Origin of the sequence: Natrinema hispanicum (genome assembly GCF_004217335.1) — an archaeon.
GTDB classification, from domain to species: Archaea; Halobacteriota; Halobacteria; order Halobacteriales; family Natrialbaceae; genus Natrinema; species Natrinema hispanicum.
Genome location: NZ_SHMP01000004.1, coordinates 351,580 through 377,908, shown reverse-complemented (window position 1 = coordinate 377,908; position 26,329 = coordinate 351,580). Strand labels below are relative to the sequence as shown.

The window sequence follows — 26,329 nt, the reverse complement described above, 5'->3', positions numbered from 1 at the left end:
GATCTGGTTCAGTCCCCAGATAGTGATCAGAACGCCGATGGCGAGTGCTATGAACACGAGTTCGTAGTCAAACCACGTCTTAAGCCCTTCTACCGACGGCATAGTACCAGCTTGTGCTCGAGTGGTATAATCTTTCAGTCTCTTTGTCACTTGGCCTCGCCACCGTCGCTCGCGGACCGGCCTAGCGGACGACCTCTCGAGCCACCAACCTCTTGCCGACTCCAATGGAATTGACATGTATGGGCAGAAGCGAGCAAGCCGGTCGCGGCACGGGTGGAGACGGGCCGGTGTCGCGGCTACATGAGAACGCAACCAAAATCACGTCGCTGCTCGTGACCGCGGTTTGGTTCGGCGCGATGTTCACCGGCCAGGACTGGTGGCTTGCAGCGTTGCTCGTCGGCTACGTTGCCGTCGTTCCGCTGGTCGCGATCCTGTTCGGTGACGAGGACGATCGTCGCGAGTGGGTCGACAATGACAGCAGCACGGACACCGCCGAGACGGACGAATCCGAGCCGACGGACTCCACGACCGACGCCCTCGACACGCTTCGCGAGCGCTACGCTGCTGGCGAACTGACCGACGAGCAGTTTGAGCAGAAACTCGAGCGACTGTTGGATACCGAGACGCTCGAAGGTGCACAGGAGTGGGCCCGAAAACGGGAGCAGGAACGAGCGGATGACCGTAATCGGGACCTCGAGTACGACCGCTGACGGCCCTCAATCGTCGCTCGGCTCAGTGTCGTCGCCTCGCTCGGTACTGCCCGGTCGCTCGACCGCGTTCGGGTCGGGCCAGGTGACGCTGCCGAGGAAGGGGACCCCGATACGTTCGGCGGCGCGGGCGATCATGTGCGAGCCGGTGGGAACGGTCAGGAAGAGGAAGGCGATCCCGATAAGCGCGGTCAACCCCTCGCTGCCGGGGCCAAACTCGACGAAACCGGCCAGGAAGATCGCCGCAGCACCGAGCGTCGTCGGCTTACTGGTGGCGTGCATCCGATTGTAGACGTTCGGCAGCCGCAGCAGACCGATGGTGCCGACGGTGAGGAAAAAGGCACCGACGACGACCAGCGCGATGATGACGGCGTCGTGAATCATTCGATCACCTCACCATCGGTGACGAACTTGGCGACGGCGACGGTCGCGATGAAGCCGATGATCGCGAGCACGAGACTCACCGTGATAAAGAGGCCCCGGCCAGTCAACAGCGCGAACAACACGGCGATCGCGACGACGTTCGTCCCGATGGCGTCCAGTGCGACCACCCGATCCGGGTTCGTCGGCCCCCGAATCACGCGGTAGCCACAGAGGACACAGAGGCCACTGACGAGGATCAACGCGCCGTGGATCGCCGTCTCGAGGACGGCCGGAGTGGCCTCAGTCATCGTCGACACCCCCGTTTTGACGGTCCGTGGTACTGGCTCTTTCCCCGCCCGAAACGACGATGTCTGGCGGCGGGTCGGACGGCGAGGCGGCTTCGTTGAATAGCTCGAGGGCGTAGTTTTCCCATGTGCGAATCGGTTCGGCGATCGCCTCGGGATCGCGGCCGTCGACGCCGTGGACGTACAACGCGTTGGTCTCGTCGTCGTAATCGAGCGTCACCGTGCCGGGCGTGATCGTAATGCTGTTTGCGATGACGGTGATCGCGATGTCGGATTCGACTCGCAGTGGGATCAGGATCACTTCGGGTTCGATCGGCATCCCTGGCGAGAGCACCCGGTAGGCGACGTCGACGTTCGCCCGCAGGAGCTCCCACGTGAACGCACCCAGATAGAGTCCGGCGTAGGGCACGGCTCCCATTACACGGCTGAGATCGAGGTCCTTGCTGTAGAGCCGCCGGAAGACGAACGCGACCGGCAGTCCGACGAGCAGTCCGGCGAGCAGCCCACGGACGATCGAGACGGGCGTCAGCGGCAGCCCCCGGACGAACACCCACAGGATAGCGAAGACGACGCCGACGACGGGCCAGGTCCGAACGCGCATTAGTGGTCACCTCCGTTCGCGCTCGAGTCAATCAGGTCATTCGCCTCCTGTGGTGCCACAGCGTCCACGTAGCCCTCGGTGTCGACGGCCGCGTCGGCTGCGATTTCGGCGAACTCGTAGACCGGCTCGAAGCCAACGCCGACCGTGACGATCGTCGCTGCGAGGACTGCAAGCACCGCCACCTGCACCGGATCGATCGTCGCTGTCTCCACGGCGTCGGTCTGTGCCCCCCAGAAGCTCAGATTCCATGCCCGGGTCGTGTAGGCGATCGTCAGCAGCGAGCCAACGAGCAAGACAACGAGGACGAGCCCAGCGCGGGCTCGAGCCGCGGCGTCGAAGACGAGGAACTTGCCGAAAAAGCCCGACAGCGGCGGAATGCCGACCAGTGCGAGCGAGGCGACGAACACCGAAATTGCGAGTGGTGGCGACCGCGTTGCCAGCCCGCCGAGGTCGGCAAACCGGCTCGTCCCCGTTGCCGCCCGGACCGTGCCGACCGACAGGAAGAGCAGTCCCTTCGCCAGCGTGTGATTGAGGGCATACACTAGCGCGGCACCGATCGCCAGCTTGCGCAGGCCCGGAGCCGTCGCCGTCGTCGCGATCGCGACCGGCATCGCGATGAAGCCGACCTGGCCGATACTCGAGTAGGCGAACACACCCTCGAGCGAGTCACGGCCGACAGCACCGATGCCGCCGACGAGGATGCTGGCAGTAGCCATCACGAACAGCGCCGCGCCGACGAACGGCAGCGGGGAGTCGCCAGCGATCGGCATCCCTGGCAGCGCGAGCTCGACGCCGACCTCGGCCCCGGCGAAGACGGTAAATGAGAGTCGGATAATGGCGTAAACCCCGACCTTCTTTGTCGCGCCGGCGAGTAAGGCAGTAACCTGTGGCGGCGCGGCCCGGTAGGCCGTCGGAATCCAGAACTGGAACGGAACCAGCCCCGCCTTGAGCGCGAACACCGACAGGAGCAGGCCGAACAGGCCAACGACCGGGGCCGGCTCGAGGCCGTAGGCAGCCGGCTCGGCGAGCCGTTGGGCGAGGTCGGCCATGTTGAGCGTCCCCGTGGTCGCGTAGATCCCGCCGACGCCCAGCAGGAAGACGGCAGCTGCCGACCAGGTTGAGCGTCACGTACCAGAACGCGGCGCGGGTGTGTTCGGGCCCGCCGCTGTAGGCGACGAAGACGTAACTGGCCATCAGCATCACCTCGAACCAGACGAAGAGATTGAACAGGTCGCCCGTGAGGAACGCGCCGGTCACACCCAGCGCGAGGAAGTGAAACAGCGGGAAGTAGTAACTGCGTCCCTCCCCGCCGGGGAGGTGTCGGGTCGAGAAGACAAGCGACGCGACGCCGAGGATCGCGACCATCGTCAGCATGAACGCCGACAGGCCGTCGGCGACGAGCGTAATGCCGAAGGGGGCCGGCCAGCCGCCGACCTGGTAGGTCGCGATCCCCGGCGCGTCCGGTGCGAGGACGAGATACCAGTCGATCGCCGCGACCGAAATCGCGTAGGCCACGCCACCGGCCAGGCTCACCGCGGCTCGAGCCCGTGGATAGCGACCAAGCAACAGCGTGGCCTGTGGCCGCAGCGAGGACGATCAGCATCGGCGCGATCACGAGCTGTGAGTCAGTTCCAACGGGCAGTCGCAGTCATCGTCGATCACCGAGTTCAGTTACGTCTAACGTCCCGTGTTCCTCGTAGACCCGATACGACAGCACGAGTGCGAACGCAGGTCATGCCGAAGCCGATGACGATGGCGGTCAACACGAGCGCCTGCACCACCGGATCGGCCGTCTGCGGAGCGCCCCCGCCGTGGCCGGCGAGGATCGGCACCGAGTCGGCAACCGCCGGCGCGATCCCGCCCATCGCCAGCAGGTAGACGTTCGCCGCCTGGCTGATGATCGCCAGCCCCCAGACGACCCGGATCAGATCTCGCTGTAAGAGCAGGAAGGTTCCGAGAGCGAACAGCGCGCCGATCGTCGCCGCGAGGCACGATCCGCCGTCATTCTGCCCCCACCACCGAGAGGATCGTCAGCAGGCCGCCGACGACCACACAGTAGACCCCGAAGTCGAACGGCGATCGCGCTCGCGACCTCGAGGTGGTCGTAGATCGGCACCCCCTCGAGCATGACGAACGTCTGTGTGAGAAACGGCTGCCCGAAGACAAGCGGCGCGAGGCCGCTGACGACGGCGATCGCGAAGCCGTAGGCGAACAGCCGGCGATAGGCCACGACGACCCGATCCCGTGAGGGTTCCTTGCCGGGATCGACGTCGCGCCCGAGGATGCCTCGCTCCAGAAAGTCAAGGCCAAAGCCCATGTAGATGATCGCGAACGCCGTCGTCGTGAGCACGCCAGCCGATGAATCCGCCACCGGGGAGGTTGTGGCCCTCGATGAATAGCGAAATCGCGACGACCAGCACGATCGGGACGATCGCTCGTGCGGTCGTTCGCATGATGACTGTCGTCATTCGTCTGTCCCTCCTGTGGTGGTGTCGGTGTCTCGCGTCTCGATCGCGTCGTCGTCACTGCGGGCAGCGGATCGCTCGTCGCCCCTGCCGCGCATGACGATCAGCGTCAGGATCGAGATCGCGGCGAGTGCGATTACAGCGAGTTCGCCGAGCGTATCGAAGCCACGGAAGTCGACGAGCGTCACGTTGACGATATTCGTGCCACCACCCTCCGGCACGGCCTGTGCGGCGAAATAACGGGCGATGTCTGTGCTGCCGGCGGGACGTGCGCCGCTCGAGAGGAGCACCGTGACAAAAGCAGTCGCACCGACGACGAGCGAGAGGGCAACATCGCGAACTGTCGTCCCGACCGCGAGCCGCTCAGTTGCTGGAATCTCCTCGATCACGAGCAAGAAGAGGACGAGCACCAGCGTCTCGACGACGAGCTGGGTCAACGCGAGGTCGGGCGCGCTCCCGAGAATATAGAAGATGGCGACCATGAAACCGAGAATCGAGAGCGTGAGCACGCCCGCGACGTGGGTGTCCGAGAGCACGACCGCCAGCGCGCCAACGACTGCCACGAGCAAGACCAACCCCATGGCTATTGTGACCTCGGTGCCGACGGCGATCGAATCGATGGCACCAGCCGCGACGAAGCCGGCGAGTGCGAGCGCGCAGATCCCGCTCAGCACCCATGTCGCGTACGTCCGCAGGAGACCGTTCTGAAGCGTTTCTGCGAACCAGCGTCCTTCGTCGGTGAGCCCCTCGATGATGACATCGTACCACCAGTTCGGACGGATCGGCGGTGTCGACTCCACAACCCCGCGGATGCCGTCGTGGAGGCGATCGTAGAACGGGAACGCAGCGAGGCCGGCGGCGATCGTGACCGCGCTCATCCCGACCGGCGTCGAATACGTGGTTGGGAGGCCGACGTGCATCTCGCCGGGATCGACCGCCGTCGCCTCGAGACCGGACTGGACGATGACGTCGACGGCGAGTTGCGGATCGACACTGACGACCGCTGCGAGCAGTGCCAGCACGGCCGGTGAGACGAGCATCGGCACGGGCGGGCTTTGGACGTAGCCGAGGCCCTCGGGACGGTCGCCGAAGAACAGCGAGAGGAATCGCAGCGAGTAGAGGACGGTGAAGATACTCCCGAAGACGGCGACGGCGGGGTAGAGCCAGCCGAGTAGTCCGATATCGTGGTAGTGACTTGCCTCGACGGCAGCCTCGAAGAGCAGCTCCTTCGAGTAGAAGCCGTTAAACGGCGGAATCCCAGCCATGCTGAGCGCGGCGACGACGGTGATCGCAGCCGTCACCGGGAGATCGTGGCGGAGCCCGCCGAGTTTGTCGATCTCTCGAGTCCCTGCCTCGTGAGCGATAATCCCGGCGACCAGAAACAGCGCGGCCTTGAACAGAGCGTGGTTGAGCAGGTGGAAGACACCCGTTTCGGCACCGTAGACGGAGGTAAACCCGAAACCGGCGACCATCAACCCGAGGTGGCTCGCCGTCGAGTAGGCCAACAGTTCCTTGATGTCCGTCGACGCGACGGCCATGATCGCACAGACGGTCATCGTCGTCAGGCCAAGCGTCGCAAAGAGGAACAGCCACTCTGGGCCGACGAGCATCGGGCGGACGCGGCCGATGAAGTAGACGCCAACTTTGACCATCGTCGCTGAGTGGAGAAACGCAGAGACCGGCGTGGGTGCGGCCATCGCGTTGGGTAGCCAGAAGTGCAGCGGGACCTGTGCGGACTTGGTTCCCGCACCGATCGCGAGCAGCCCCAATACGGGGAGAAACAGCCCCCGTTCTCGGAGTGCCGCGGCCATCGCGTCCGACTCCTCGAGCATCGCGGCGAGATCGAACGCAGCGCCGGGACCGAGGATATCAGCTGCGACGATCGACAGCAACAGGAAGCCGACGAGCAAGAAGAGCCCGCCGCCGACGGTGATGAACATGGCCATCCGGGCGGCATATTGCGAGGAGTCGTCGGCAGTGTAGAAACCGATCAGCACGAACGAGGCGAGGCTGGTGAGTTCCCAGAACAGAAAGATCGCGATCAGATCGGCCGCGAGCGCGACGCCGATGATCGAGCCCATGAACGCGAACAAGGCGGCGTAGTATCGCACGAGCCCCGACTGGCCGTGCATGTACGCCGGCGAGTAAGTGAAGATGAGCGCGCCGATACCGCTTGCCAACAGCGCGAACAGCAGTGCCCAGCCGTCAACGTAAAACCGGAGTGCGACGTTGAGCGCGGGAACCCACTCGAGGGCGACGGTTCCCTCGCTCCCGTATTGGGTGGCGAGCAGGCCGAACGAAATCAGTGCGACGATGGTCCCCGCGAACCCAGCTTCCTCTCCGAGGAGGCGAAAGAACAGCGGTGTGAGTGCTGCGGCGACGAACGGCACGGCGACCGCGGCGACGACCACCGCAAGGTCGGGAGACATTCAGTTGTCGGAGATAGGGCGAGACCATCCTTAAAGAATTACCTTTTGGACACTTGACCGCGGACCACGGACGACCGAGACTACTGGACGACGAGGTGGTCGACTGGTTCGACCGTGGCGATCACAGAGTCCGACACGCTTATTCACAAACGGCCACGAACCACGTATAGTGAGTACCGAGACGCCCGAACCGACCGAAACCGAAGCGTTCGAGCGAGTCTGTGAGACACTCGTCGAGCGGATCTTAAACGGCGAGATCGAGCGCGACGAGGTCGAGAAAGCCAAACTCGAGGCCTGTTCGGAACACTCCGCGCCGAAAGTGCCGAAAAACTCCGAACTGCTCGACTACGCAGCCGAGGAGCACCGCGAGGATCTGGAAGTGGTGCTCCAGCGCAAGCCGGTTCGCACGGCCTCCGGCGTCTCGCCGGTCGCGATCATGACCTCGCCCGAGCGATGTCCCCACGGGAAGTGTCTCTACTGTCCCGGCGGCCCCGACTCCGAATTCTCGTCGTCACAGAGCTACACGGGCGAGGAACCCGCCGCCGCCCGCGGCGTCCAGAACGACTACGACCCCTACGGACAGGTGACGCTCCGACTCGAGCAACTGCGCCAGATCGGCCACCCCGTCGACAAGGTCGAACTCATCCTGATGGGCGGGACGATGACCGCCCGGTCGCACGATTACCAAGAGTGGTTCGTCAAGCGCGCGCTCGAGGCGATGAACGACTACGACGTCGACAAGGAGCCCGAACCGGCCGAAGGCGTCAGTTTCGCACAGGACCCCGAGGAGTACGAGTGGAATTACGTCGAGGACGTCATCGCGGAAAACGAGACCGCCGACATCCGCAATATCGGGACGACCTTCGAGACCAAACCCGACTGGTGCGATCCGGAGCAGATCGACCGGATGCTCGAGGTCGGCGGGACGAAAGTCGAGGTCGGCGTCCAGACCACCTACGAGCGGATCAACCGAGAGATGCATCGGGGCCACGGCGTTCAGGAGTCGATCGACGCCAACCAGCGGCTGCGGGACTCGGCGTTCAAGGTCGGCTTTCACATGATGCCGGGCCAGCCGGGAATGAGCAAGGAAATGTGTCTCGAGGACTTCCGGCGGCTGTTCGACCAGGAGCAGTGGAAGCCCGATTACCTCAAAATCTATCCGACGCTGATCGTCCGCGGGACGGCGACCTACGACTGGTGGCACAAAGGCGAGTACGACCCGCTCGACAACGACGAAGCCGCGGAGCTGGTCGCGGAGATCAAAGACATGATTCCGCGCTACACGCGCCTCCAGCGCGTCCAGCGGGATATCCCCGCGGACTTCATCGACGCCGGCGTCTGGAAGTCGAACCTCCGACAACTGGCCCGCCAGCGCATGGACGAACACGGCTGGTCGTGTGAGTGTATCCGCTGTCGCGAGGCCGGGATGAACGACGAGGAACCCGACAACGTCGAGCTCGACGTGATGACCTACGACGCCTGTGGCGGCACCGAGCACTTCATTTCGTTCGAGGACTTCGAACAGGACCTCCTCGTGGGCTTCTGTCGGCTGCGCTTCCCCAACGATCCAGTTCGCCCGGAACTCGAGAACACGGCCCTAATCCGCGAACTTCACGTCTACGGCTCGGAAGTCGCTGTCGGGAACGAAAGCGAGACCGACCAGCACCAGCATCAGGGCTACGGCCGCCGACTGATGGAGCGCGCCGAGGACCTCGCCGCCGACGCCGGCTACGACAAGGTCAGCGTGATTTCGGGCATCGGCGCTCGCGAGTACTACCGGAACAAACTCGGCTACCATCAGGACGGGCCGTACGTGAGCAAACGGCTCTGAGCCGGTCTTTTCGAGCTATTTTCCCGCTGTGTTCGACTCGAGTGCGGCAAGATAGAGGAAGTACGCCAGCGCCGCGACGATCAGCGACACCGCCAGCACGGTCACTCCGACGTACCCATTGAGTGCCGCGCTCGGATTGCGCCAGAGATAGACGCTGCCCTCGATCGCGAACGCAGTTAAGCCGCCGTAGAACAGCGCCAGCACGATTGCCCGAACCACTGCGATCGCCCCGCGCTCGCGGCTCTGGAACAACTCGAGGACGAACAACAGCGCGAACACGAGGAGATAGAACGGGCCGGGAATGGCCTGCCCGAGCGTCTGCGGGCCGGTCACCGCGATGTAGCCGTAGTACGCCAGCGCGAGCAACACGCCGCCGATCAGCGTCAGCGAGAGCCCGTAGCCGCTAGCGTCCTCGACGGTCGCTGGGACGACACCGTCGCTCGCACCGGAGCCGTCCGTGCGTGTGGTGACGACATCGCCGGACTCCGATCGCTCGTCCGGCGGACCAATGCTCGAGTTCGAAGCCGTCGGTGAGCTCTCGTCGCCGTTGCTGGCCATATCGGCTGTTTTCTGTCTAGCACAAGAAAAGTTAGCACATCAATGACAACTAACTAGTCTAACTCGTCTACCAGTTCGCGGATGCATTGCGTCGACGGGACCGGCTCGATAACTGCCTGTTCTGGTGCCTACTTGAGACTCGAGCGTTAGAGACGCTGGCTGTCATGGCTGCTACGAGAGGGGCGGGGATCTCGAGAGGGAGACACCTATTGTGTGTCAACCCGTGGCATTCACATGCCTTCGAACTCGCTGCACACTGTGATTGCTCGCGTGCGATGGGCCGGCTCGAGAGCGATCGGTGCCCTGCTTGTGGGGGTCGTCGCGGTCGCAGGGTCGTTTGCTGTCTCGGGGAGGACGCCGTCGTTCGTCGTCGCTCCGGTCGATGCGTTCGTCGTCACGACGACGCCGGCGATCGTGCTCACGGTTGCCATCGAACAACTGGGTCGGTTGGGTGAGACGCTTGCGTCGCTCGTCGCAGTCGCGCTGACGATCGGGCTCTTCGCCGTCGTCGCCCAGTTCGCACTGGTCGGTGGCAAGACGCTGTCGCCGCGCCTACCGGCCCCAGCGTGGGTGAGCCAGCCGGCAGTCGTCGGAGCCGCGATGGCGCTTCTCGCGTGGCTACTCGTCAGTGACATCACGTCTGCCGTCGGGACAGCAGTTCCTGCGGCGATTTTGGTCGCGCTCGCGAGCAAACGACCTGGTGAATCGGTCCCGGTGGCGGGTGTCGACGCGAGCCGTCGGCAACTGCTCGCCCTGACAGGCGGCGCGTTCGGATTCGGGATCGTCTCGTACGCGATCGGTTCGCGCCGGTCGCCTGGTATCGGGCGAGAACTCGAGACGGATCTCGAAGCGGACGCGACGGCGCTCAGCCAGCAGGCAGCCGACATGGAACTCGCAATTGACGGGATTCCCGGCCTCGTCAGCGAGCCGTCGGCGTTTTTCACCGTCGACATCAACAACATCGATCCGGTCGTCAACGCCGACGACTGGACGCTCACGGTCACTGGCGAAGTCGACACCGACTACACGCTCACGTACGACGACCTCGTCGATGGCGACGTGCGGACGGGCTACAACACGCTGCGCTGTGTCGGCGAACAGTTGAACGCAGACTTACTCGATAACGCGATCTGGACGGCCGTCCCCGTCGCGCCGCTGCTCGAGCGCGCCGGCCCCGGTGGGGGCTGTGAGTGTGTGCAGGTCCAGGCAGCGGATGGCTACTATCAGCAGTTTCCGCTCGCCGCGATGGAACGTGGCTATCTCGCCTTCGGCATGAATGGGAAGCCGCTGCCGCGTGCCCACGGCCATCCCGTGCGGTTGCTGATTCCCGGCCACTGGGGCGAGATCAACGTCAAGTGGGTCACGGAGTTCGAGGTGCTCGAGGAGGAAGTCGACGGCTATTGGGAGGAACGCGGCTGGCACGGCACCGGCCCGGTGAACACGATCGCGAAGCTCTGGACGACCAACGAACTCGACGATGGCCGGGTGCAGGTCGGCGGGCACGCCTACGCGGGCACCCGTGGGATCGAAACCGTCGAGGTGTCGACCGACGGCGGCGACAGTTGGGAAACTGCCGAGTTGAGCGAAGCGTTCGACCCGGCGGACGTACTCGGTGACCGCGACGCCTGGCGGCAGTGGCAGTACACCTGGGAGCCACCGGCTGGCGACAGCGAGGTCGTCGTCCGCGCGATCGACGGCACCGGCGACGTCCAACCAGCAGAAGAATCGAGTCCGTTTCCCAGCGGCTCGAGCGGCTGGGTCCGCAAGACCGTGAGCGTCTAGGGTCGCGTCCGCCCGGACCCGCTAAACGGGGACGAGGCCGTCTCAGTCGATCGTGACCTCGAGCTCGAGCAAGCCGAGATGCGAGGGCGCACCGCCGCCGTTTTGCCGGAATTCCTGTGGAGTGGCGTTGACGACGTTGTAGAAGTCGGCCTGATCGGTTGGCACCAGAACGCTGCCGTCGTCGCGCTGGAGGAACGCCGGTGTATCGGTGCCCTCGATCAGCTCGCGCTGTTCGTCCCACTCCTCGCCGGCGTAGATGAACGTCCCAAAGGAGAAGCGGCCCGCGGCGAGTGCGTCGTGTTTCGACATGAACATCCCGGCCTCTTCGGCGTTGAACTCTTCGTCGCTCACCCAGGCGATCGCCGCGATATCGTCGGCCTGGAGGAGATAGAAGTCCCAGGAGAGCGTCGCGTCGAACACCGCCCAGACGCTGCGCGGGCCGATCGTCTGGACCTCGACGCTGAACGCGGGGACGACCTGCGACCCCTCTGGCTCCGGGACGAACGTGGCGTCGTAGCCCGGGACGCGGATGCCGCGATCGTGGTACGCGATCCCGTCCATGTCGATGTCGGCCTCGATTCGATCGATGATCCCGTTGACGGTCGCCCCGCCCTGGGCTTCGAGATGGTCGAGGAAGTCAGGGAACCGCGAGACGTCCGTCCAAGGCTGTTCCGCCCCGCTCATCGGACGGCACCTCCTCGAGCGGAGCGCGATCGGTCCCAATCCCCGGCACGCGATACCGTAGCAGCGAGCTCGTGTGGCTGTCCACCGACGGCGTGGGTCATAGTAGCAGGTGTGTGCCGGCGCGGATTAGGCGTTCCGACCTCCGACGGCGGGGGCCGGAGCGACACGTCTTTTTGACCGGGCCGGGCAGTGTGCAGTATGGATTCAAAGCGGGAACTCACTAGCGTCGACCTCGCCGCTCTCGTCGGGGAATTCGGTGCCTACGAGGGCGCGAAGGTCGACAAGGCCTATCTCTACGGCGACGATCTCGTCCGACTCAAGATGCGCGATTTCGATCGGGGTCGCATCGAGCTCATTCTCGAGGTCGGCGAGATCAAACGCGCGCACACGGTCGCCCCCGAACGGGTACCCGACGCGCCCGGCCGGCCGCCGCAGTTCGCGATGATGCTGCGAAACCGTCTGTCGGGTGCTGACTTCGCCGGCGTCGAACAGTACGAGTTCGATCGCATCCTCGAGTTCACCTTCGAGCGCGAGGACGGGACAACCCGGATTATCGTCGAACTGTTCGGGCAAGGCAACATTGCGGTCACTGACGGCGAGTACGAAGTGATCGACTGTCTCGAGACGGTTCGGCTGAAATCCCGAACTGTCGTCCCGGGCTCGCGCTATGAGTTCCCCGAGTCTCGGACGAACCCGCTGACGGTCTCTCGCGAGGCGTTCGACCATGAGATGGACGATTCGGATACGGACGTCGTCCGGACGCTTGCGACCCAGCTCAACTTCGGCGGGCTCTACGCCGAGGAGGTCTGTACCCGCGCTGGCGTCGAGAAGGGGCTGGACATCGCCGACGCCGACGAGGCGGTGTACGACCGCGTCTACGAGGCCATCGAACGGCTGGCACTCGACATCCGAAACGGGAACTTCGAGCCGCGACTCTACCGCGAGCGCGACGATGCGGACGGAACGGACGACGGGGACGACACGGACGGCGAGGCAAGCGAGGGCCAGGTCGTCGACGTCACCCCGTTCCCGCTCGAGGAACACGCCGACCTCGACGGCGAGCGCTACGAGACGTTCCTCGAGGCGCTTGACGACTACTTCTTCCAGCTCGAGCTCGGCGAGGACGAAGAGCCGGAGCCGACCGAACAGCGGCCGGACTTCGACTCGGAGATCGCCAAGTACGAGCGCATCATCGAGCAACAGCAGGGCGCGATCGAGGGGTTCGAACAGGAAGCCGATGCGTTGCGCGAGCAGGCCGAACTGCTCTACGCCGAGTACAGGACTGGTCGACGAGATCCTCTCGACGATTCAGGATGCCCGCAGCGCAGGACCGGCCGTGGGACGAGATCCGCGAGCGATTCGAGGCCGGTGCCGAGCAGGGCATCGAGGCTGCCGAGGCGGTCGTCGACGTCGACGGCAGCGAGGGGGCGGTGACAGTTGACATCGACGGCGAGCGGATCGATCTCGTCGTCGAGCAGGGCGTCGAACAGAACGCCGACCGACTCTATACGGAGGCCAAACGCGTCGAGGAGAAAAAGGAGGGCGCGCTTGCGGCCATCGAGGACACTCGCGAGGACTTAGAAGACGCCAAGCGCCGACGCGACGAGTGGGAGGCAACCGAGCGCGAGGACACGAGCGAGGACGGCGAAGACGAGACGGCCGAGGCCGAACAGCGCGACTGGCTCGCCGAACCCTCGATTCCGATCCGCGAGAACGAACCCTGGTTCGATCGCTTCCGCTGGTTCCACACCAGCGACGGCTACCTCGTGATCGGCGGCCGCAACGCCGATCAGAACGAGGAACTCGTCAAGAAATACTTAGAGCCCGGCGACATAGTCCTCCACACCCAGGCCCACGGCGGCCCTGTCACTGTCTTGAAGGCGACCGATCCGAGCGAGGCGTCCTCGAGCGATATCGAGCTCCCCGACTCGAGCATCGAAGAGGCTGCCCAGTTCGCCGTCTCCTACTCGTCGGTCTGGAAGGACGGCCGCTACGCGGGCGACGTCTACGCCGTCGATGCCGATCAGGTCACGAAGACCCCCGAGAGTGGCGAATACTTAGAGAAAGGCGGGTTCGCGATCCGCGGCGATCGGACTTACTACCGGGATACGCCGGTCGGCGCGGCCGTCGGCATCCAGTGTGAGCCATACACTCGCGTGATCGGCGGCCCGCCGTCGGCCATCGAGGATCGGGTGGAGACGATGATCGAACTCGAGCCCGGCCGGTACGCGCAGGCGGACACGGCCAAACGGCTCTATCGCCAGTTCCGCGAGCGATTCGAAGACGAGTCGTTCGTCCGCAAGATCGCCAGCCCCGACCGAATTCAACACTTCATGCCGCCGGGCGGGAGCCGGATCAAGGGCGACTAAGACGCGGTTCTCTCCCGGGATCGATCGTAGGCACTCCGGGAGGATCGACAGTGACGCCGATCGACGGCGACGGTCGCGATGCCGGCACGGAGGAACGATCGGACGCGCCGACCGAGTCTGGCTCCAACTGACGGCTCGAGACGGTGTTCGAACGCGACTGCTACTCGAGTTCCTCAGAGCGAGCGTATCGCTCGGCGTTCTCGGTGGACTCGTTGCCGTCGGATGCGCCACGCGAGACGTCGTTTCGCTCTCGCGTGTCGAACGGCTCGGGCTCGATGACGCCCTCCTCGAGTCTGGCGAGGCAGTCCCTGACGGTGTAGCTGCGGTCGCCGTCGGTACAGGGGGCGACACACTGGAGGTCGTCGTCGGCGTAGACGGCGACGCACGCGGTTGGGACGCGAACTTCGGCAGCCCGATGACCGATCACTGAGGGCGTTTCACGCCAGTCGAACGCTGGCTCGAGGTCGTAGCCTTCCTGGTCGGCCCACGACTGGAACGCCTCGACGGTGCCAGTTATCGACGGCCCGGAATCGCTGAGCTCTTCGAGTGCGGGTCGCACCGCTGTCCAGGTCTCGATGTGGACGGCAGCGCCGATCGCGTCCTCGAGCCGGCGTGCGCGCGCGACGACCTCTTTGAGCGGCTCCACGACAGCCGCGGACGTGTGGGCGTGGACGAACACCTCGATCCGGATTGGCGCTGTGAACTCCGTGCTCGAGTCTGTCATTGTGTGTCTCGGCCTCGGTTCGGGCCTCACGTATCCGAGGCATCGGTCACCATCATAAAGCTAGCAACCTCCGGGCGGAATCGACTCTCAGGCTCCACGCCACATCGCTGCTCTACGCCGACGTCTTGACGATCGAATCGATGGTGGGGCCGCGGTATCGACTGGGTTCACCAACGCACTCGAGTGTCGCTCGAACGGACACCTCGGTCGGACCGCGTTCCAAGCCGGCTCGCTCGAGCGACGGCGTGGAGTGTCCTCCCTGTCGGCTACCGGGACTCGGTCGCCGGTTCGTCGACGTGCGACTCTCGAACCGAAATTTCGATGTCGGTTCCGTCCTCGAGTTCGATGGTCGGCTGGCTGGGGTCCCCTGCCTCGGTGCGGTCGCGATCGCGGTCGATCCCTTGGGTCCGTTCGCGCTCGGACTCATCGTACGCCGAGCTCATGGCGATCAGGAACCCGACCATCGCAGTTACGAGGGCGACGGCGGCGATCGCGACGGTCCCGACTGGAGCCAGGACGCCGGAGAGGACTTCTCCAGCGACGAACAGCGAAACCGATGTCACGAGCGCGATCAGCGTGAGCAAGCGGGCGAGCCGGCCAGTATTGAGCCCGTGGTAGCGCTTCTCGCCGGTCGTATCGAATAGCACCGCTAGAACGCCCAGGATGCCGGCGTATGAATCGTCGGTTTGTGCGTTCCCGAGGGAGTGAACCGACTGTGAGATCCACACACCGGCGGTGAAGTTGAGAAGTGCGACGAACGAGACGAGGCCGAGCTGGCCGTCGACGAACAGCCCCGCGATCATGGCCCCGACAAACGCCAGTGCCATGATGGCGTGTGTGACGAGCGAGCGCGTACCGAAGTCTTCGAGCCGCGCTGTGTATCCAGCGTTCATACTTGACGGACGCGTGCGACGTCAATAGTGTCATGCCCTACCTATGTCAATAGTTTTCAAATAACGTGACTGTCGCGGATCAGTGATAGAGTGCTCGATTCACCGACGACGAAGGCACGGGTGTAGCGAACAGGTCGGGACCCTGGACCACCGATCGCAGTCCACTTACCGCGGCCGCGCAAACCCACGGCCATGCAGATCAAAGACCGGGAGCAGGTCGAGGGCGGCCGCGAGCGGATCACCGTCGTCCCCGAGAGCGTCGACGATCTCTGGCACCTGCAGTACGTCTTAGAGCCCGGCGACCGCGTCGCAGGCGATACGACCCGGCGGATCCAGCGCAACGACGACCAGATGCGTGATACTGGCGGCGAGCGCGAACACATGTGGGTCGCGATCGCCGTCGAGGACATCGAGTTCCACAAGTTCGCCAACCGGCTGCGAGTCGGCGGCGAGATCGTCGCCTGCTCGCGCGAGGACCAACTGGGCTTTCATCACACCCTGAACGTCGAGACACGCGAAGAGCTCTCGATCGAGAAGCGCTTCAAACCGGATCAGGAGGCCCGCCTCGAGGAAGCCGAGGAAGCCACCGAAAACCCCGATGTCGCGATCGCGACCGTCGAGGAAGGGCAGGCCCACGTCCACACGGTCGCCCAGTACGGCACCGAAGAGCGAGCGGCGTTCACCGGCCCAACTGGCAAGGGCGAGTACGCCCGCGAGCGCTCGGAGCTGTTCGCGGAACTCGGCGAGGTTCTCAAACGCCTCGAGGTCGATGCGATCATCCTCGCCGGCCCCGGCTTTACGAAACAGGACGCCTACAAGTACTTGGAGGACAACGAACCCGAGGTTGCCGATCTGATTACGATGGTCGACACGGCAGCCGTCGGCGACCGGGGTGTCCACGAAGTTCTGAAACGCGGGGCTGTCGCCGACGTCCAGGAGGAGACCCGCATCGAGAGCGAGGCCGAGTACATCGACGAGCTCACGAAGCGGATCGCCGAGGGCGCGAAGGCAGCCTACGGCCCGGAACAGGTCCAAAAGGCCGCCGAGTTCGGTGCGATCGACCGCCTGCTCGTCCTCGACGACCGACTTCGGCAGGAACGCGGCCCCGACGGTGAGTGGGACATCGACATCGACGACATCGTCCGGACAACCGAACAGAAAGGCGGCGAGGTGACGGTCTTCTCGAGCGAGTTCCCGCCCGGCCAGCAACTCGCCAATCTCGGCGGCATCGCGGCGCTGTTGCGCTATCGCCTCGAGTAGTCGGCTGCCACCGGCGCGGTTTCGGGCTACTCGATCTGCAGTTCGTCGCTGGCCTCGAGCAGCTGGATCAAGACGGACGCGAACAACGAGCCCGAACTCCAGATTGCGGTCTCGCTACCTTCGTTGCCGACGACACTCAGGAGGATGCTATCGTCGTCGGCGATGACGATCCGGCCCGACCGTTGGTCGTCCGTCCGTTGGTCGGGGAGGTTCTCGACGGTTACGACATCGAGATCGGCAAACCGGTCTCGGACTGCCGGCGTTCGGCTCACGACGACGACCGTGACGCCGGCTGCGGCGCGCTCTGTCAGGGTTCGCTCGATCGTGTCAGTGACAAGCTCCGGGAGCCGGGTGCCGAAGACGATCCGCTCGTCCGCTTGCGAGAGGATATCGACGGTGCGATCGTCGACCTGGTCGCGGCCACGCACTGTCCAGATGTCCTCTTGGGTTTCCTCGCCTGTCGACTCGCGTTTGACGGTTTCGACGTACTCGAAGGCCCGATCCTGTTCGCGTTCGAACCGGTCACGAAGCAGCTCGCGTGCCTCGTCGGTGCTGACCGGCCGGTATCGGATCGGGTTCGACTGCTGGACCTCGAGCAGACCTCGGTCCTCGAGGCGCTCGGCGACGCCGTATACCTGTGATCGTGGGACGTCGACGACCTGTGAGACGTCCCGGGCGGTACCCGAGCCGATGCGGTGGAGGCCGATGAACACCTTTGCCTCGTAGGTCGTGAGCCCGAGCCGTTCGAAGGCCGCGAGGGCCTCGCCCTCGCTTTCGCCTTCGTCCTCGTCGTCGGTCATTGTTCGTCACCAGTATCGTCTTCGGGGCGGCCGCCGTCGCTGGCTGGGGATGCACCCGTGGCCGCTGGCGACTCGAAGGGGACGTCAGGGCCGAAGTACCGCGTCCAGAGGACGAGCAGGGTCGGCAGGACGAGCACGCTCGCGACGAACGCGTAGATGATCGTCAGCGCGGTGATGATCCCGAACTGCTCGAGGACGGGCAAGATGGCAAATGCGAGGACGCCGAACCCGCCGACGGTGGTCGCCGCGCTGCCGAGCAACGCGCCGCCAGTTCCCGTCACCGTGGTCTGCATGGCGTCCCAGACCGAACCCTGGCGCTCGAGTTCGAGCGTGTACCGGGCGCTGACGTGGATGCTGTAGGCGACGCCGAGCCCGATCGTCAAGCTGGTGATCATCCCCGTCAGGACGTTAAACGGCATCCCGATCAGGTACATCGTCCCGAGGATCCAGCTGACCGCGAGCGCGACCGGGAGCAAGGTTACGGCACCCAGGGCCGCGCTGTTGCCGGTCAGCCAGTAGGCCAGCGTCAGGAAGACGAAGACGGCCACGAGCGTGATCAACAGACTCTCGAGGACGGTCTCGAGTAGGTCCTGCTCGACGACGTGGTTGACGATCGGATCGCCGGTCGCCACCACGGACCAGCGATCGCCGCCGTCGTCGAAGTCCGCCGCGATCGCGCGCATTTCCTCGGTCGTCTCGCCGGTCGAGGCGTCGCCCTCGATCGAGACGACCAGCCGGAGGGCCTCGTACTCGCCGTCGGAACGGTAGAGCACGTTACTCGCGGCTTCGGAATCGGCCTCGTAGAGGTCGTCATACAGCGCCTCGAGGTCCTCGTCGGGAACGCCGTCATCGTCGGTGTCCGACTCGTCGAACGACTCGTCGAACGATTCGTTCTCGGCCGCGACCTGCTCCATGGTCGACAGTGGGCTGCGAACGTCGGCCTCACCGCTTGCCAGCTCGTATGCCACGTCGCTGTCGGTGGCGGCGTCCTGGGCGTTTTCGACCCGTTCGAGCGTCTCGCCGTGGGTTATATCACCCCTGACGAGCAGTTGCGCCTGAGAGTCCTGGCGCTGGAAGTTCTCGTTGACGTACTCGAGATCGGATTTCGCGCTGTACTCGCCGGGCTGGAACGGTTCGGGCAGGTCCTGCGTCCAGGCGGGCGGGCTGTCGGCGAGGAAGTCCTCCTGGTCGAAGCTGGTATCGACCTGGGTCGCACCGTAGACGCCACCTGCGGTCACCACCAGCGTCACGAGGAGCAAAACCAGCGGGGCTTTCCGGGCGATCGTCGCCCCCACAGAAAGCACGTCGGCGAGTCGACCGCCGCCGGTGCCAAACGCCCGCTTGCGCCGCTCGATCCCGTACGCCTCGAGTCGGGAATCGACCTCGACTTTCGCTGCGGGGATCAACGCGCCGAAGACGACCATCGCGGCGAGGATACCGAACGCGCTTACGATGCCGAACTCGCGGATCGGGCCGATCGGGCTAACGAGGTTCGAGAGGAAGCCGATAACGGTCGTCGCCGTCACCCAGACGAGCGCAACGCCGACGCCGGCGAGGGCGACGGACATCGAACCGCGCACGTCAGTCGGCTCGCTACTCGCGTGCTCGTCGGCATCGCGTGGCGTCTCGCGTTGCTCCCGATGACGCATAAATACGTGAATCGCGTAGTCGATCGAGAGCCCGATCAGGAGCACGGGAATGGCGACGAACATCTGGTTGAACGCGATATCTGCCCAGCCCATGAAGCCGAACGTCCAGAGCAACACCGCTGCGATGCCTGCGATCCCGAGGACGATGTCGAGCGGATCGCGGTAGGCGATCACCAGCGCGACGACGACGAACAGCAGGGCAAGCGGCGAGACGATCGCTAAGCTGTCGCCCATCGACCGGTCAATCTCGTCGGTGATGACCCCCGACCCGAAGACGAGCATCTCCTGGTCGCGATCGTCGGCGAGGTCGCGAAGCTCGAGTTGGCTGTCGGAAATTCCTTCATCGACCGATCCAGGGCCCTGGAAGTCCCCGCTTGCAGTTGACTGCGTCACGACCAGCATTCGTGCGTCAGCCTCGGTCGACTCTGGCTCGTAGGATGTCGGCATCAGACGCAGGGCAAAGCCACCGCCCCGGTCGCTATCTTCCGAGAGGACGTCCGTAAGCGTCTCCTCGTACTCGGATTCGCTCATCGAGTCGAGTTGCTCGATCTGGTCGTCAAGTGGCGGCTGGCCGGCCGCTTCGAGGTCTTCGCGATCGTCTTCGAGGTCCTCGAAATCATCCTCGAGTTCTTCGAAGTCGTCTTGGAGCTGTTCGCTGTCGTCTTCGAGGTCCTCGAAGTCGTCCTGCAGCTGTTCGCGATCGTCCGCCAGCTGCGCGAAGTCCTCCTCGAGAACACCGCGCGTGCCCTGGGCGTAGACGTCTTCGAGCTGGCCCTCGAGGTCGGCCGAGCGTTGCTCGTATTCCGCGTCGGAGAGGTTGCCGGCCTCGTTCGCCTGCTCGAGCGCGACGAGAGAGGACTGAATCTCCCGCGCGTTCGTCATGGCTGTGTCAAACTGCGCTGACTGCTCCTCGCCGAGGTCGGCCGTCGCCTCCGCGTACACCGCGTCGAGTTGCCCCTCGAGCGCGGCCGAACGCTGCTCGTATTCTGTCTCTGAGAGTTCGCCGGCTTGGTAGGAGGCGTTCAGCTCCGCGTACTCCGTCTCGAGCGCGACGGTTTCGTTCAGCGCCGCTTCGAGGTCGTCGGTGGTCGCGTTGAGTTCCCCACTCCGGGTTTCGAGTTCGGCTGCGGTCTCGTTGAGTTCGGCCCGACGCTGTTCGAGGTCGGCTGCAGTCTCGTTGAGTTCCTCACTTCGGTCCTCGAGTTCGGACGCGCGTTCGGAGAGGTCGTCAGCCTGCTCCTCGCGGATCGCGGTCGTCGCCACGACGTTCTCGACGCCGACGATCGCTTCCTCTTCGACCAGTGTCGAGTTTATCGACTCGTCGTTGCGGAGTTCTTGCTGGAATTCGAGCGAGGAGCGCAACGACTCCTTCGAGAGGACGTCGTCACCCCTGACGATCACCTGGACAGCTGTCGTGTTTTCCTGATCCTCGCTCGCGAAGTTTTCCGTCGCGAACTCGAGGGCGTTCCCTTCGGGAGAGTCGGCCTCGTATTGCTCGAGCGACGACTCGTCGTCGACCATCGTCGCGCCCGCACCGACCATGGCGGTCACGAGCAAGAGCACGACCAGGACGATCGCCGAGTGTGTCGTGATTATGTCGGCGATCCGGTCGGCACGACTCACGGCCACACACCCCACGTGTCGCTCGGCTCGGCGCTCGCGCTCATCTGTTGTGAGTATCATACTAACGGAGTCGATATACAGCTGTTGTTATTTTTACACTAACAGTCACGACTTGGAACACGACGGTCGCGAGCGACAGCGCCGAAACAGCGATGATCGGCCCGTTTCTGACTAAACGTTCAGCAAAACAGTGTTATCCACGTGCTACCCGTCGTCTATCACCGACAAATCGGGGTGTTTCGTCACCGCCTCGTGACACTCAGGAACACCGATCAGTCGTGTCGGACGACTGTTCGATCACTCGACCGAGACCGTCTGGAGGTCCTCGGCGAACCGGACATCGCCGTCGTAATGAGCGGCGATCGACTCGAGCATCTCGTCGTGGTTGCCGTCGGTGTGGGGATAGAGGTGAGTGAGATAGACCCGGCCGAGCTCCCGACCGGCGAGTTCGCGGCCGAGTGCGTCGGGCGTCGGGTGGTTCGAGACATCGACATCGTCGGGGAACGAGCAATCGTGGGCGAAGATCGCCGATCCCTCCGCGAAGTTCGCCAGTCCAGCGAAGGCTTCGCTGTCGCCGCTGAACGTGAAGAGATCACCGAAGCGATAGGCCAGACACGGCACCGAGTGGCGCGTCTCGTAGGCCGAGACGTCGAAGCCAGCGACGGTGAATTCGCCGGGCACGACCTCTCGAACCTGTACCTCGAGTTTGTCCTGCATGTACTCGTAGACAGAGAGGAGGTCGTCGACCAGTGCCTTGGTGCCCTGTGGGCCGACGATTTCGATGTGGTCCTCGCCGGCGAGCCAGCGGGCTTTCATCAGCGGCAGCAGGTCGGCGACGTGATCTAAGTGATGGTGGGTCAGGAGCACCGTCGAAACGTTCTCGTAGCCGACGCCGGACTGCTGGAGTCGCTGGAGGACACCAGCGCCGCAGTCGATCAACAGCGTGCGACCGTCCTCCTGGACGAGAATTCCCGTCTGAAACCGTTCGCCCGTGGGCATGGCGCTGCCCGTTCCGAGAAAGGTGATACGCATAGGCGGGTGTGGAACCCCTGGCCCGATAAGGGTACCTCTCGAGGCTGTCCCCGTCCGTGCCAGACGAGCGGCGTTGGGGCGTGAGAGATGACACGACGTGCCTGTGGCTGACTGACCAGCATGGGTATCAGTTCGCTGGGATCGCTTTCGGCGGGTTTATCGCCCTCTCGCGTCGATCCGTCGGACGACCGAACATGACAGTCGTTCTCGCCGGCGTCGGTGCCGACAGCACGAACGTCGGCGCGCTGGCTCCGCTGTACGACGATGGCCGATTCGAGTACGTCCCGATCCCGGAGAAGACCCGCGAGACGACAGAAACGGAGACACTTGGGTCGTGGGGGCTCCGGGCCGACGACGGCGTCGCCGCCGATCTCACGACCCGGATCACACCCCAGCCGGTCGGTGACGGGGCCGAAACCGTCACTGGCGACGCCCTCGCGTCGTGGCCACTCCATCGCGATCCCAACTTCGAGGCGCTGACCTACGGCGAACACCGGACCAGCGGTTACGTCTCGCGGCTGCGCGCGCTCGAGCCCGGCGACGTCGTCGGCTTTTACGCCGGGCTGCGCCGCCCGGACGGGGACCGCGCCCACCGCTATCTGATCGGCTATTTTACCGTCGCCGACGTGGTCGTCGTGACGCCGGACATGCCTCGAGCTGAGCGCGAAGCGATTCTCGACGCCCAGCCGAACAACGCCCACGCCAAGCGCGCGCGAGACGGCGACCTCTATCTCGAGAAACCGGTCGTCATCGTCGACGGCCGGGAGCCCGGCGGCCTCTTCGAGCGTGACCCGATCCGTCTCAGTGACTACTACGTCGCTGAGGGCAACGAACGCCCTCAGTATTACCTGCGCGACGAGATCGAATCGGCGTGGAACGTGCAAGCTGGTGGGTCGAATATGATGTTCAAGCCGGCTTACCGCTGTGACCTTTCGGGGGCCGCGTTCCGGGAGCTGGTCGGGCTGCCGGGCGACCGGGAAGTCGCGTAGGTGGTCGTCATTCGCGGTGCTCGAGTCGCTCGAGGAACGACTCGAGGTCGTCGAAGTTTGCACCGGGCATGACAACGCCGTCTTGATGCCGATAGTCGACGACGTCGTGTGCATCGAGTCGCGGGAGGTGATTGTGGACCAACGCGATAGAGACCGATCGTCGGGTCGTGGAACCGGCGTCGGCCGTCCGATAGTTGTGCTCCGACGAGGCGATCTGACGGCTCAGTTCTTTGGGTGTCGTGCGATCGACCGTACGAAGGCTCTCCAGAACGGCCCTGCGTGTCCCGCTCGAGAGAAGGGTGTGAATCGTCTCGACGTCGAGAGTGGGTGACTGAGGTCGAGGCACAACTGGGCTACCGTGACGAACGGGGACATTGCTATTCCCTGACTAGTTAGGTGTCGACTGTCGGTCCGCGCCGTTCGCACACCGCGTGCCGATCGATCGGTTTCATGTAGCGATCCATCAAAGCGTATGGCAGTGACGGCTTCCGACGACACGACGCCACGACACGAGCGCGTCACACACCACGCGACGCCCGGCCCGCGCAACTCGCTGGCCCACTGGACTGCCGCCCGCTCTCCACTTCGGGTTGCGATCAACTACATCGTCGTCTGGCTCGTCCGGATCTCGCCGAGCCTGCGACTCAAACGCTGGCTGTTGCGTCGCATCGGCGTCACGGTCGGGGCTGGCGTCTCGTGGGGGCTCGAGGCTACGCCCGACGTCTTCTGGCCGGATCTGATCACGCTCGAGGCGAACGCGATCGTCGGCTACGACGTGACGATTCTCTGTCACGAGTTCTTACAGGACGAGTATCGAACCGGCGAAGTCGTCGTCGGCGAACGAGCGATGATCGGGGCGGGCGCGATCATCTTACCTGGTGTCGAGATCGGAGCGGATGCAAGCGTTGCGGCGAATTCACTCGTGACTCGTGACGTGCCGCCGGGGGCGACGGTCGCGGGCGTACCGGCGGAGCCGATGGGTGGACCGGGTGACGACGGGACGGCTTCGGAATAACAGTATCGCGAAACCGCCTACAGGGACGACCAGGACTTGCGGGCTTCGTTCCAGGACGTGATGTCGGCGATCCAGCGGGCGGCGATCACCTTCTTCAAGTTCTCCGCTGGGAGGCCGCCGAAGGTATCGACAGGCAAGGAGATCCCCTTTGTCGGCTTGACGTCGTGAGCGATCGCCTTGTCGCCGACCGAGACGACGGTCCCCTTGTCCTCGTGTTCCCAGGTCTTCAGCGGACGGTTGGCGATCGCGCGAGCGATGTTCTCGCCGGCGACCTCGGCGGCCTGCCAGGCGGCCTGTGCCGTCGGCGGTGCGGGCTGGTCGCCTTGGTCGATGATCGCCGAGTCGCCAACTGCGAACACGCGCTCGTCGGAGGTCTGGAAGTTCGCGCGGGTGTTGACGCGGTTGTGTTCGTTCTCGAGGTCGACACTGTCCATCGCGTCCCGACCCGTGATGCCGCCGGTCCAGACGAGCACGTCATGCTCGAGCGGCTCGCCCTCGTCGAACTCGATGTGGTCTTCGGTCGCTTCGGTGATCGGGTCATCCGTATGAATGCGGACGCCGGCTTCCTCTAACAGGTCGCGCAGGGCCTGCTGGCACTCCGGATCGTTACCGGGGAAGATCTCCTCGAGTGCCTCGACGAGGTGGATCTCGATGGGGGCGCGGTGTTGGTCGCGGAACTCGGCGATCTCGCCGGCAGTCTGGATGCCCGAAAGGCCGGCACCGCCGATGACGACCTGTGCGGGCTCGCTGCGGGTCGCGTCCTGACTGGCTTCCGTGACGGCGTCGTGGATCTCGAGGGCGTCGTCGAGACTCTTGAGCGTCAGGGAGTGGTCATCGAGGCCGGGGATGCCGTAGTAGGCGGTCTGGCTACCCAGCGCGACGAGGACGTAATCGTACTCGACGTCCTCGCTGTCTGCGAGTTCGACGACCTGTTCGTCGACGTCTAAGCCCGTCACTTCGTCCTGGATGAATCGGGTCGCCGGGTCCGCGATCTGGTCGACCGGGAAGGTAATGTCCGAGCGGACGCTTGGGTCGCGGATCACACGGTGGGATTCGTGCAACACGAGGTGATAATCGACGTCGGCGATCCAGGTCAGCCGTACGTTACCGCCAAGCTCCGATTGGAGCTTTTTGATCGCGCCGGTACCAGCATAGCCAGCTCCGAGCACGACAACGTTCTCAGTCATACAGCATAATGGGAAGCACTATGATACAAAGCTGTTGGAACCGGTATCGGTGTGGTCACGGCTCGCACGACGTCACGGCCGGTGAATGATACGCTCGAGGCGGGCTGGGACCTAGAGAATCCGTTTCCCGAACATGCTTGCGGTCAGTTCGGCCGCCAGCGTCGCCGTCTCGTTTGCCTCATCTAGGATCGGGTTCACTTCGACGACGTCCATCGACCGGAGGACGCCGTCAGCTTCGTCGCGTCGAGAGAGCGTCTCGAGTGCGGCGTGGGCTTCCCGGTAGGTGACGCCGCCGCGGACGGGCGTGCCGACGCCGGGGGCCGTCTTCGGATCGAGCCAGTCCAGATCGAGACTGACGTGGACGCCGTCGGTGCCGTCGGTCGCGACCGCGAGGGCGTCTTCGACGACGGCAGAGACGCCCCGCTGGTCGATGTCGGACATCGTGTAGGCCGTCAGTGAACTCTCTTGGAGCAGGTCGCGCTCGCGGTCGTCGATGCTCCGGAGACCGACGTAGGCGACCGACGACTCACGGAGTCCGGAGGCGGGTGCCCATTCCATCTCGCCGAACGCGCCGCGGCCGAGGACCGCAGCCAGTGGCATGCCATGGACGTTGCCGGTTGGCGACGTTTCGGGCGTGTTCAGGTCAGCGTGGGCGTCGAACCAGATCGCGCCGAGGTCAACATCCCGAGCCGAGCCAGTAAGGGACCCGATCGCGACCGAGTGGTCGCCGCCCAGCACGAGCGGGAACTCACCGGCGGTGCGCGTCGCTGCGACGCGGTCGCACAGCCGCCGACAGACGCCCTCGATCTCGCGGAGGAACTTCGCGTTCCCGCCGTAGGGCTGGTCAGCGTCCGGATCACGCTCTTCGGCCCGGGGCATCGACAGGTCGCCGTCGTCGATCGGGTCGACGTCCGCCCGCTCGAGGCCGTCTGCCAGTCCCGCATAGCGGATCGCAGACGGGCCCATGTCGACGCCACGACGGTTCGCCCCGTAGTCCATCGGCGCGCCGATGATCCTGACGGTCCGGTCCATGCGTTCACTACATCGCCGATCGGTTTGGTCG

At 64.6% G+C, this 26,329-nt stretch carries 20 protein-coding genes and 4 pseudogenes; 7 read left to right on the top strand and 17 right to left on the bottom strand.

Annotation, left to right across the window (positions count from 1 at the left end):
- Positions 1-239: 239 nt before the first annotated feature.
- On the top strand, positions 240-710 hold the full coding sequence (locus BDK88_RS08790) for an SHOCT domain-containing protein (protein WP_130500109.1): 471 nt from the start codon (positions 240-242) through the stop codon (positions 708-710).
- Positions 711-716: 6 nt separating this feature from the next.
- Here the strand turns inward: BDK88_RS08790 and mnhG are convergent, their stop codons facing one another.
- The 7 genes and pseudogenes from mnhG to mbhE all read right to left on the bottom strand — a co-directional run bounded on the left by mnhG (position 717) and on the right by mbhE (position 6,870).
- Positions 717-1,091: a monovalent cation/H(+) antiporter subunit G gene (gene mnhG, locus BDK88_RS08785; protein WP_130500108.1), complete on the bottom strand. Its 375-nt coding sequence runs from the start codon at positions 1,089-1,091 to the stop codon at positions 717-719.
- Positions 1,088-1,378 carry a monovalent cation/H+ antiporter complex subunit F gene (locus BDK88_RS08780; protein ID WP_130500107.1) on the bottom strand — a complete coding sequence of 97 codons (291 nt, stop codon included), beginning with the start codon at positions 1,376-1,378 and terminating at the stop codon, positions 1,088-1,090. The genes mnhG and BDK88_RS08780 overlap by 4 nt, the downstream gene beginning before the upstream one ends.
- The gene (locus tag BDK88_RS08775; RefSeq protein WP_130500106.1) at positions 1,371-1,976 is read right to left on the bottom strand and encodes a Na+/H+ antiporter subunit E; all 606 of its coding nucleotides are present in this window, start codon (positions 1,974-1,976) and stop codon (positions 1,371-1,373) included. Before BDK88_RS08775 ends, BDK88_RS08780 begins: the two co-directional genes overlap by 8 nt.
- Positions 1,976-3,628, bottom strand: a pseudogene (locus tag BDK88_RS08770) (complex I subunit 5 family protein). Before BDK88_RS08770 ends, BDK88_RS08775 begins: the two are co-directional and overlap by 1 nt.
- Positions 3,625-3,952, bottom strand: a pseudogene (locus tag BDK88_RS08765) (sodium:proton antiporter). The pseudogenes BDK88_RS08770 and BDK88_RS08765 overlap by 4 nt, the downstream one beginning before the upstream one ends.
- 25 nt (positions 3,953-3,977) lie before the next feature.
- A pseudogene (locus tag BDK88_RS08760) lies at positions 3,978-4,444 on the bottom strand (MnhB domain-containing protein).
- Positions 4,441-6,870, bottom strand: a complete 2,430-nt coding sequence (gene mbhE / locus BDK88_RS08755) for a hydrogen gas-evolving membrane-bound hydrogenase subunit E (protein WP_130500105.1) — start codon at positions 6,868-6,870, stop codon at positions 4,441-4,443. The pseudogene BDK88_RS08760 and the gene mbhE overlap by 4 nt, the downstream one beginning before the upstream one ends.
- Positions 6,871-7,039: 169 nt before the next feature.
- Between mbhE and BDK88_RS08750 the strand changes: the two genes are divergently transcribed.
- Positions 7,040-8,701, top strand: a complete 1,662-nt coding sequence (locus tag BDK88_RS08750; RefSeq protein ID WP_130500104.1) for a tRNA uridine(34) 5-carboxymethylaminomethyl modification radical SAM/GNAT enzyme Elp3 — start codon at positions 7,040-7,042, stop codon at positions 8,699-8,701.
- A 15-nt stretch (positions 8,702-8,716) separates the two neighbouring features.
- On the opposite strand, the gene BDK88_RS08745 is transcribed toward BDK88_RS08750, so the two are convergent.
- Entirely contained in the window at positions 8,717-9,259 is a 543-nt protein-coding gene (locus BDK88_RS08745) for a hypothetical protein (RefSeq protein ID WP_207225260.1), read from the bottom strand.
- 234 nt (positions 9,260-9,493) lie between these two features.
- On the opposite strand from BDK88_RS08745, the gene BDK88_RS08740 reads away from it, so the two are divergent.
- Positions 9,494-11,041: a molybdopterin-dependent oxidoreductase gene (locus BDK88_RS08740; RefSeq protein WP_130500103.1), complete on the top strand. Its 1,548-nt coding sequence runs from the start codon at positions 9,494-9,496 to the stop codon at positions 11,039-11,041.
- A 42-nt stretch (positions 11,042-11,083) separates the two neighbouring features.
- Here the strand turns inward: BDK88_RS08740 and BDK88_RS08735 are convergent, their stop codons facing one another.
- On the bottom strand, positions 11,084-11,725 hold the full coding sequence (locus tag BDK88_RS08735) for a hypothetical protein (protein WP_130500102.1): 642 nt from the start codon (positions 11,723-11,725) through the stop codon (positions 11,084-11,086).
- 198 nt (positions 11,726-11,923) lie between these two features.
- Here BDK88_RS08735 and rqcH point away from each other — a divergent pair.
- Positions 11,924-14,094 (top strand): annotated as a pseudogene (rqcH, locus tag BDK88_RS08730) (ribosome rescue protein RqcH).
- 160 nt (positions 14,095-14,254) lie between these two features.
- Here the strand turns inward: rqcH and BDK88_RS08725 are convergent.
- Positions 14,255-14,818 (bottom strand): HTH domain-containing protein, encoded by a 564-nt coding sequence (locus BDK88_RS08725; protein ID WP_130500101.1) that lies wholly within the window; start codon positions 14,816-14,818, stop codon positions 14,255-14,257.
- 266 nt (positions 14,819-15,084) lie between these two features.
- Positions 15,085-15,711 carry a hypothetical protein gene (locus tag BDK88_RS08720; RefSeq protein WP_130500100.1) on the bottom strand — a complete coding sequence of 209 codons (627 nt, stop codon included), beginning with the start codon at positions 15,709-15,711 and terminating at the stop codon, positions 15,085-15,087.
- A gap of 192 nt (positions 15,712-15,903) precedes the next feature.
- Between BDK88_RS08720 and BDK88_RS08715 the strand changes: the two genes are divergently transcribed.
- On the top strand, positions 15,904-16,971 hold the full coding sequence (locus BDK88_RS08715; RefSeq protein WP_130500099.1) for an mRNA surveillance protein pelota: 1,068 nt from the start codon (positions 15,904-15,906) through the stop codon (positions 16,969-16,971).
- A 26-nt stretch (positions 16,972-16,997) separates the two neighbouring features.
- On the opposite strand, the gene BDK88_RS08710 is transcribed toward BDK88_RS08715, so the two are convergent.
- The 3 genes from BDK88_RS08710 to BDK88_RS08700 all read right to left on the bottom strand — a co-directional run bounded on the left by BDK88_RS08710 (position 16,998) and on the right by BDK88_RS08700 (position 22,075).
- Positions 16,998-17,771, bottom strand: a complete 774-nt coding sequence (locus tag BDK88_RS08710; RefSeq protein ID WP_130500098.1) for a TrmB family transcriptional regulator — start codon at positions 17,769-17,771, stop codon at positions 16,998-17,000.
- Positions 17,768-21,043, bottom strand: a complete 3,276-nt coding sequence (locus tag BDK88_RS08705) for an MMPL family transporter (protein ID WP_242611633.1) — start codon at positions 21,041-21,043, stop codon at positions 17,768-17,770. Before BDK88_RS08705 ends, BDK88_RS08710 begins: the two co-directional genes overlap by 4 nt.
- A 297-nt stretch (positions 21,044-21,340) precedes the next feature.
- Positions 21,341-22,075: an MBL fold metallo-hydrolase gene (locus tag BDK88_RS08700; RefSeq protein WP_130500097.1), complete on the bottom strand. Its 735-nt coding sequence runs from the start codon at positions 22,073-22,075 to the stop codon at positions 21,341-21,343.
- Between the two features lie 194 nt (positions 22,076-22,269).
- On the opposite strand from BDK88_RS08700, the gene BDK88_RS08695 reads away from it, so the two are divergent.
- A complete protein-coding gene (locus tag BDK88_RS08695) occupies positions 22,270-23,064 on the top strand; it encodes an Nmad3 family putative nucleotide modification protein (protein WP_130500096.1) in 795 nt (264 codons plus the stop codon).
- Between the two features lie 7 nt (positions 23,065-23,071).
- Here the strand turns inward: BDK88_RS08695 and BDK88_RS08690 are convergent, their stop codons facing one another.
- Positions 23,072-23,410: a DUF7344 domain-containing protein gene (locus BDK88_RS08690; RefSeq protein WP_130500095.1), complete on the bottom strand. Its 339-nt coding sequence runs from the start codon at positions 23,408-23,410 to the stop codon at positions 23,072-23,074.
- A 132-nt stretch (positions 23,411-23,542) separates the two neighbouring features.
- On the opposite strand from BDK88_RS08690, the gene BDK88_RS08685 reads away from it, so the two are divergent.
- A complete protein-coding gene (locus BDK88_RS08685; protein WP_130500610.1) occupies positions 23,543-24,079 on the top strand; it encodes an acyltransferase in 537 nt (178 codons plus the stop codon).
- Positions 24,080-24,096: 17 nt separating this feature from the next.
- On the opposite strand, the gene BDK88_RS08680 is transcribed toward BDK88_RS08685, so the two are convergent.
- Positions 24,097-25,266, bottom strand: coding sequence for an NAD(P)/FAD-dependent oxidoreductase (locus BDK88_RS08680; protein ID WP_130500094.1), 1,170 nt, complete (start codon positions 25,264-25,266; stop codon positions 24,097-24,099).
- A gap of 111 nt (positions 25,267-25,377) precedes the next feature.
- Positions 25,378-26,298, bottom strand: a complete 921-nt coding sequence (gene rocF / locus BDK88_RS08675) for an arginase (protein ID WP_130500093.1) — start codon at positions 26,296-26,298, stop codon at positions 25,378-25,380.
- Between the last annotated feature and the right edge of the window lie 31 nt (positions 26,299-26,329).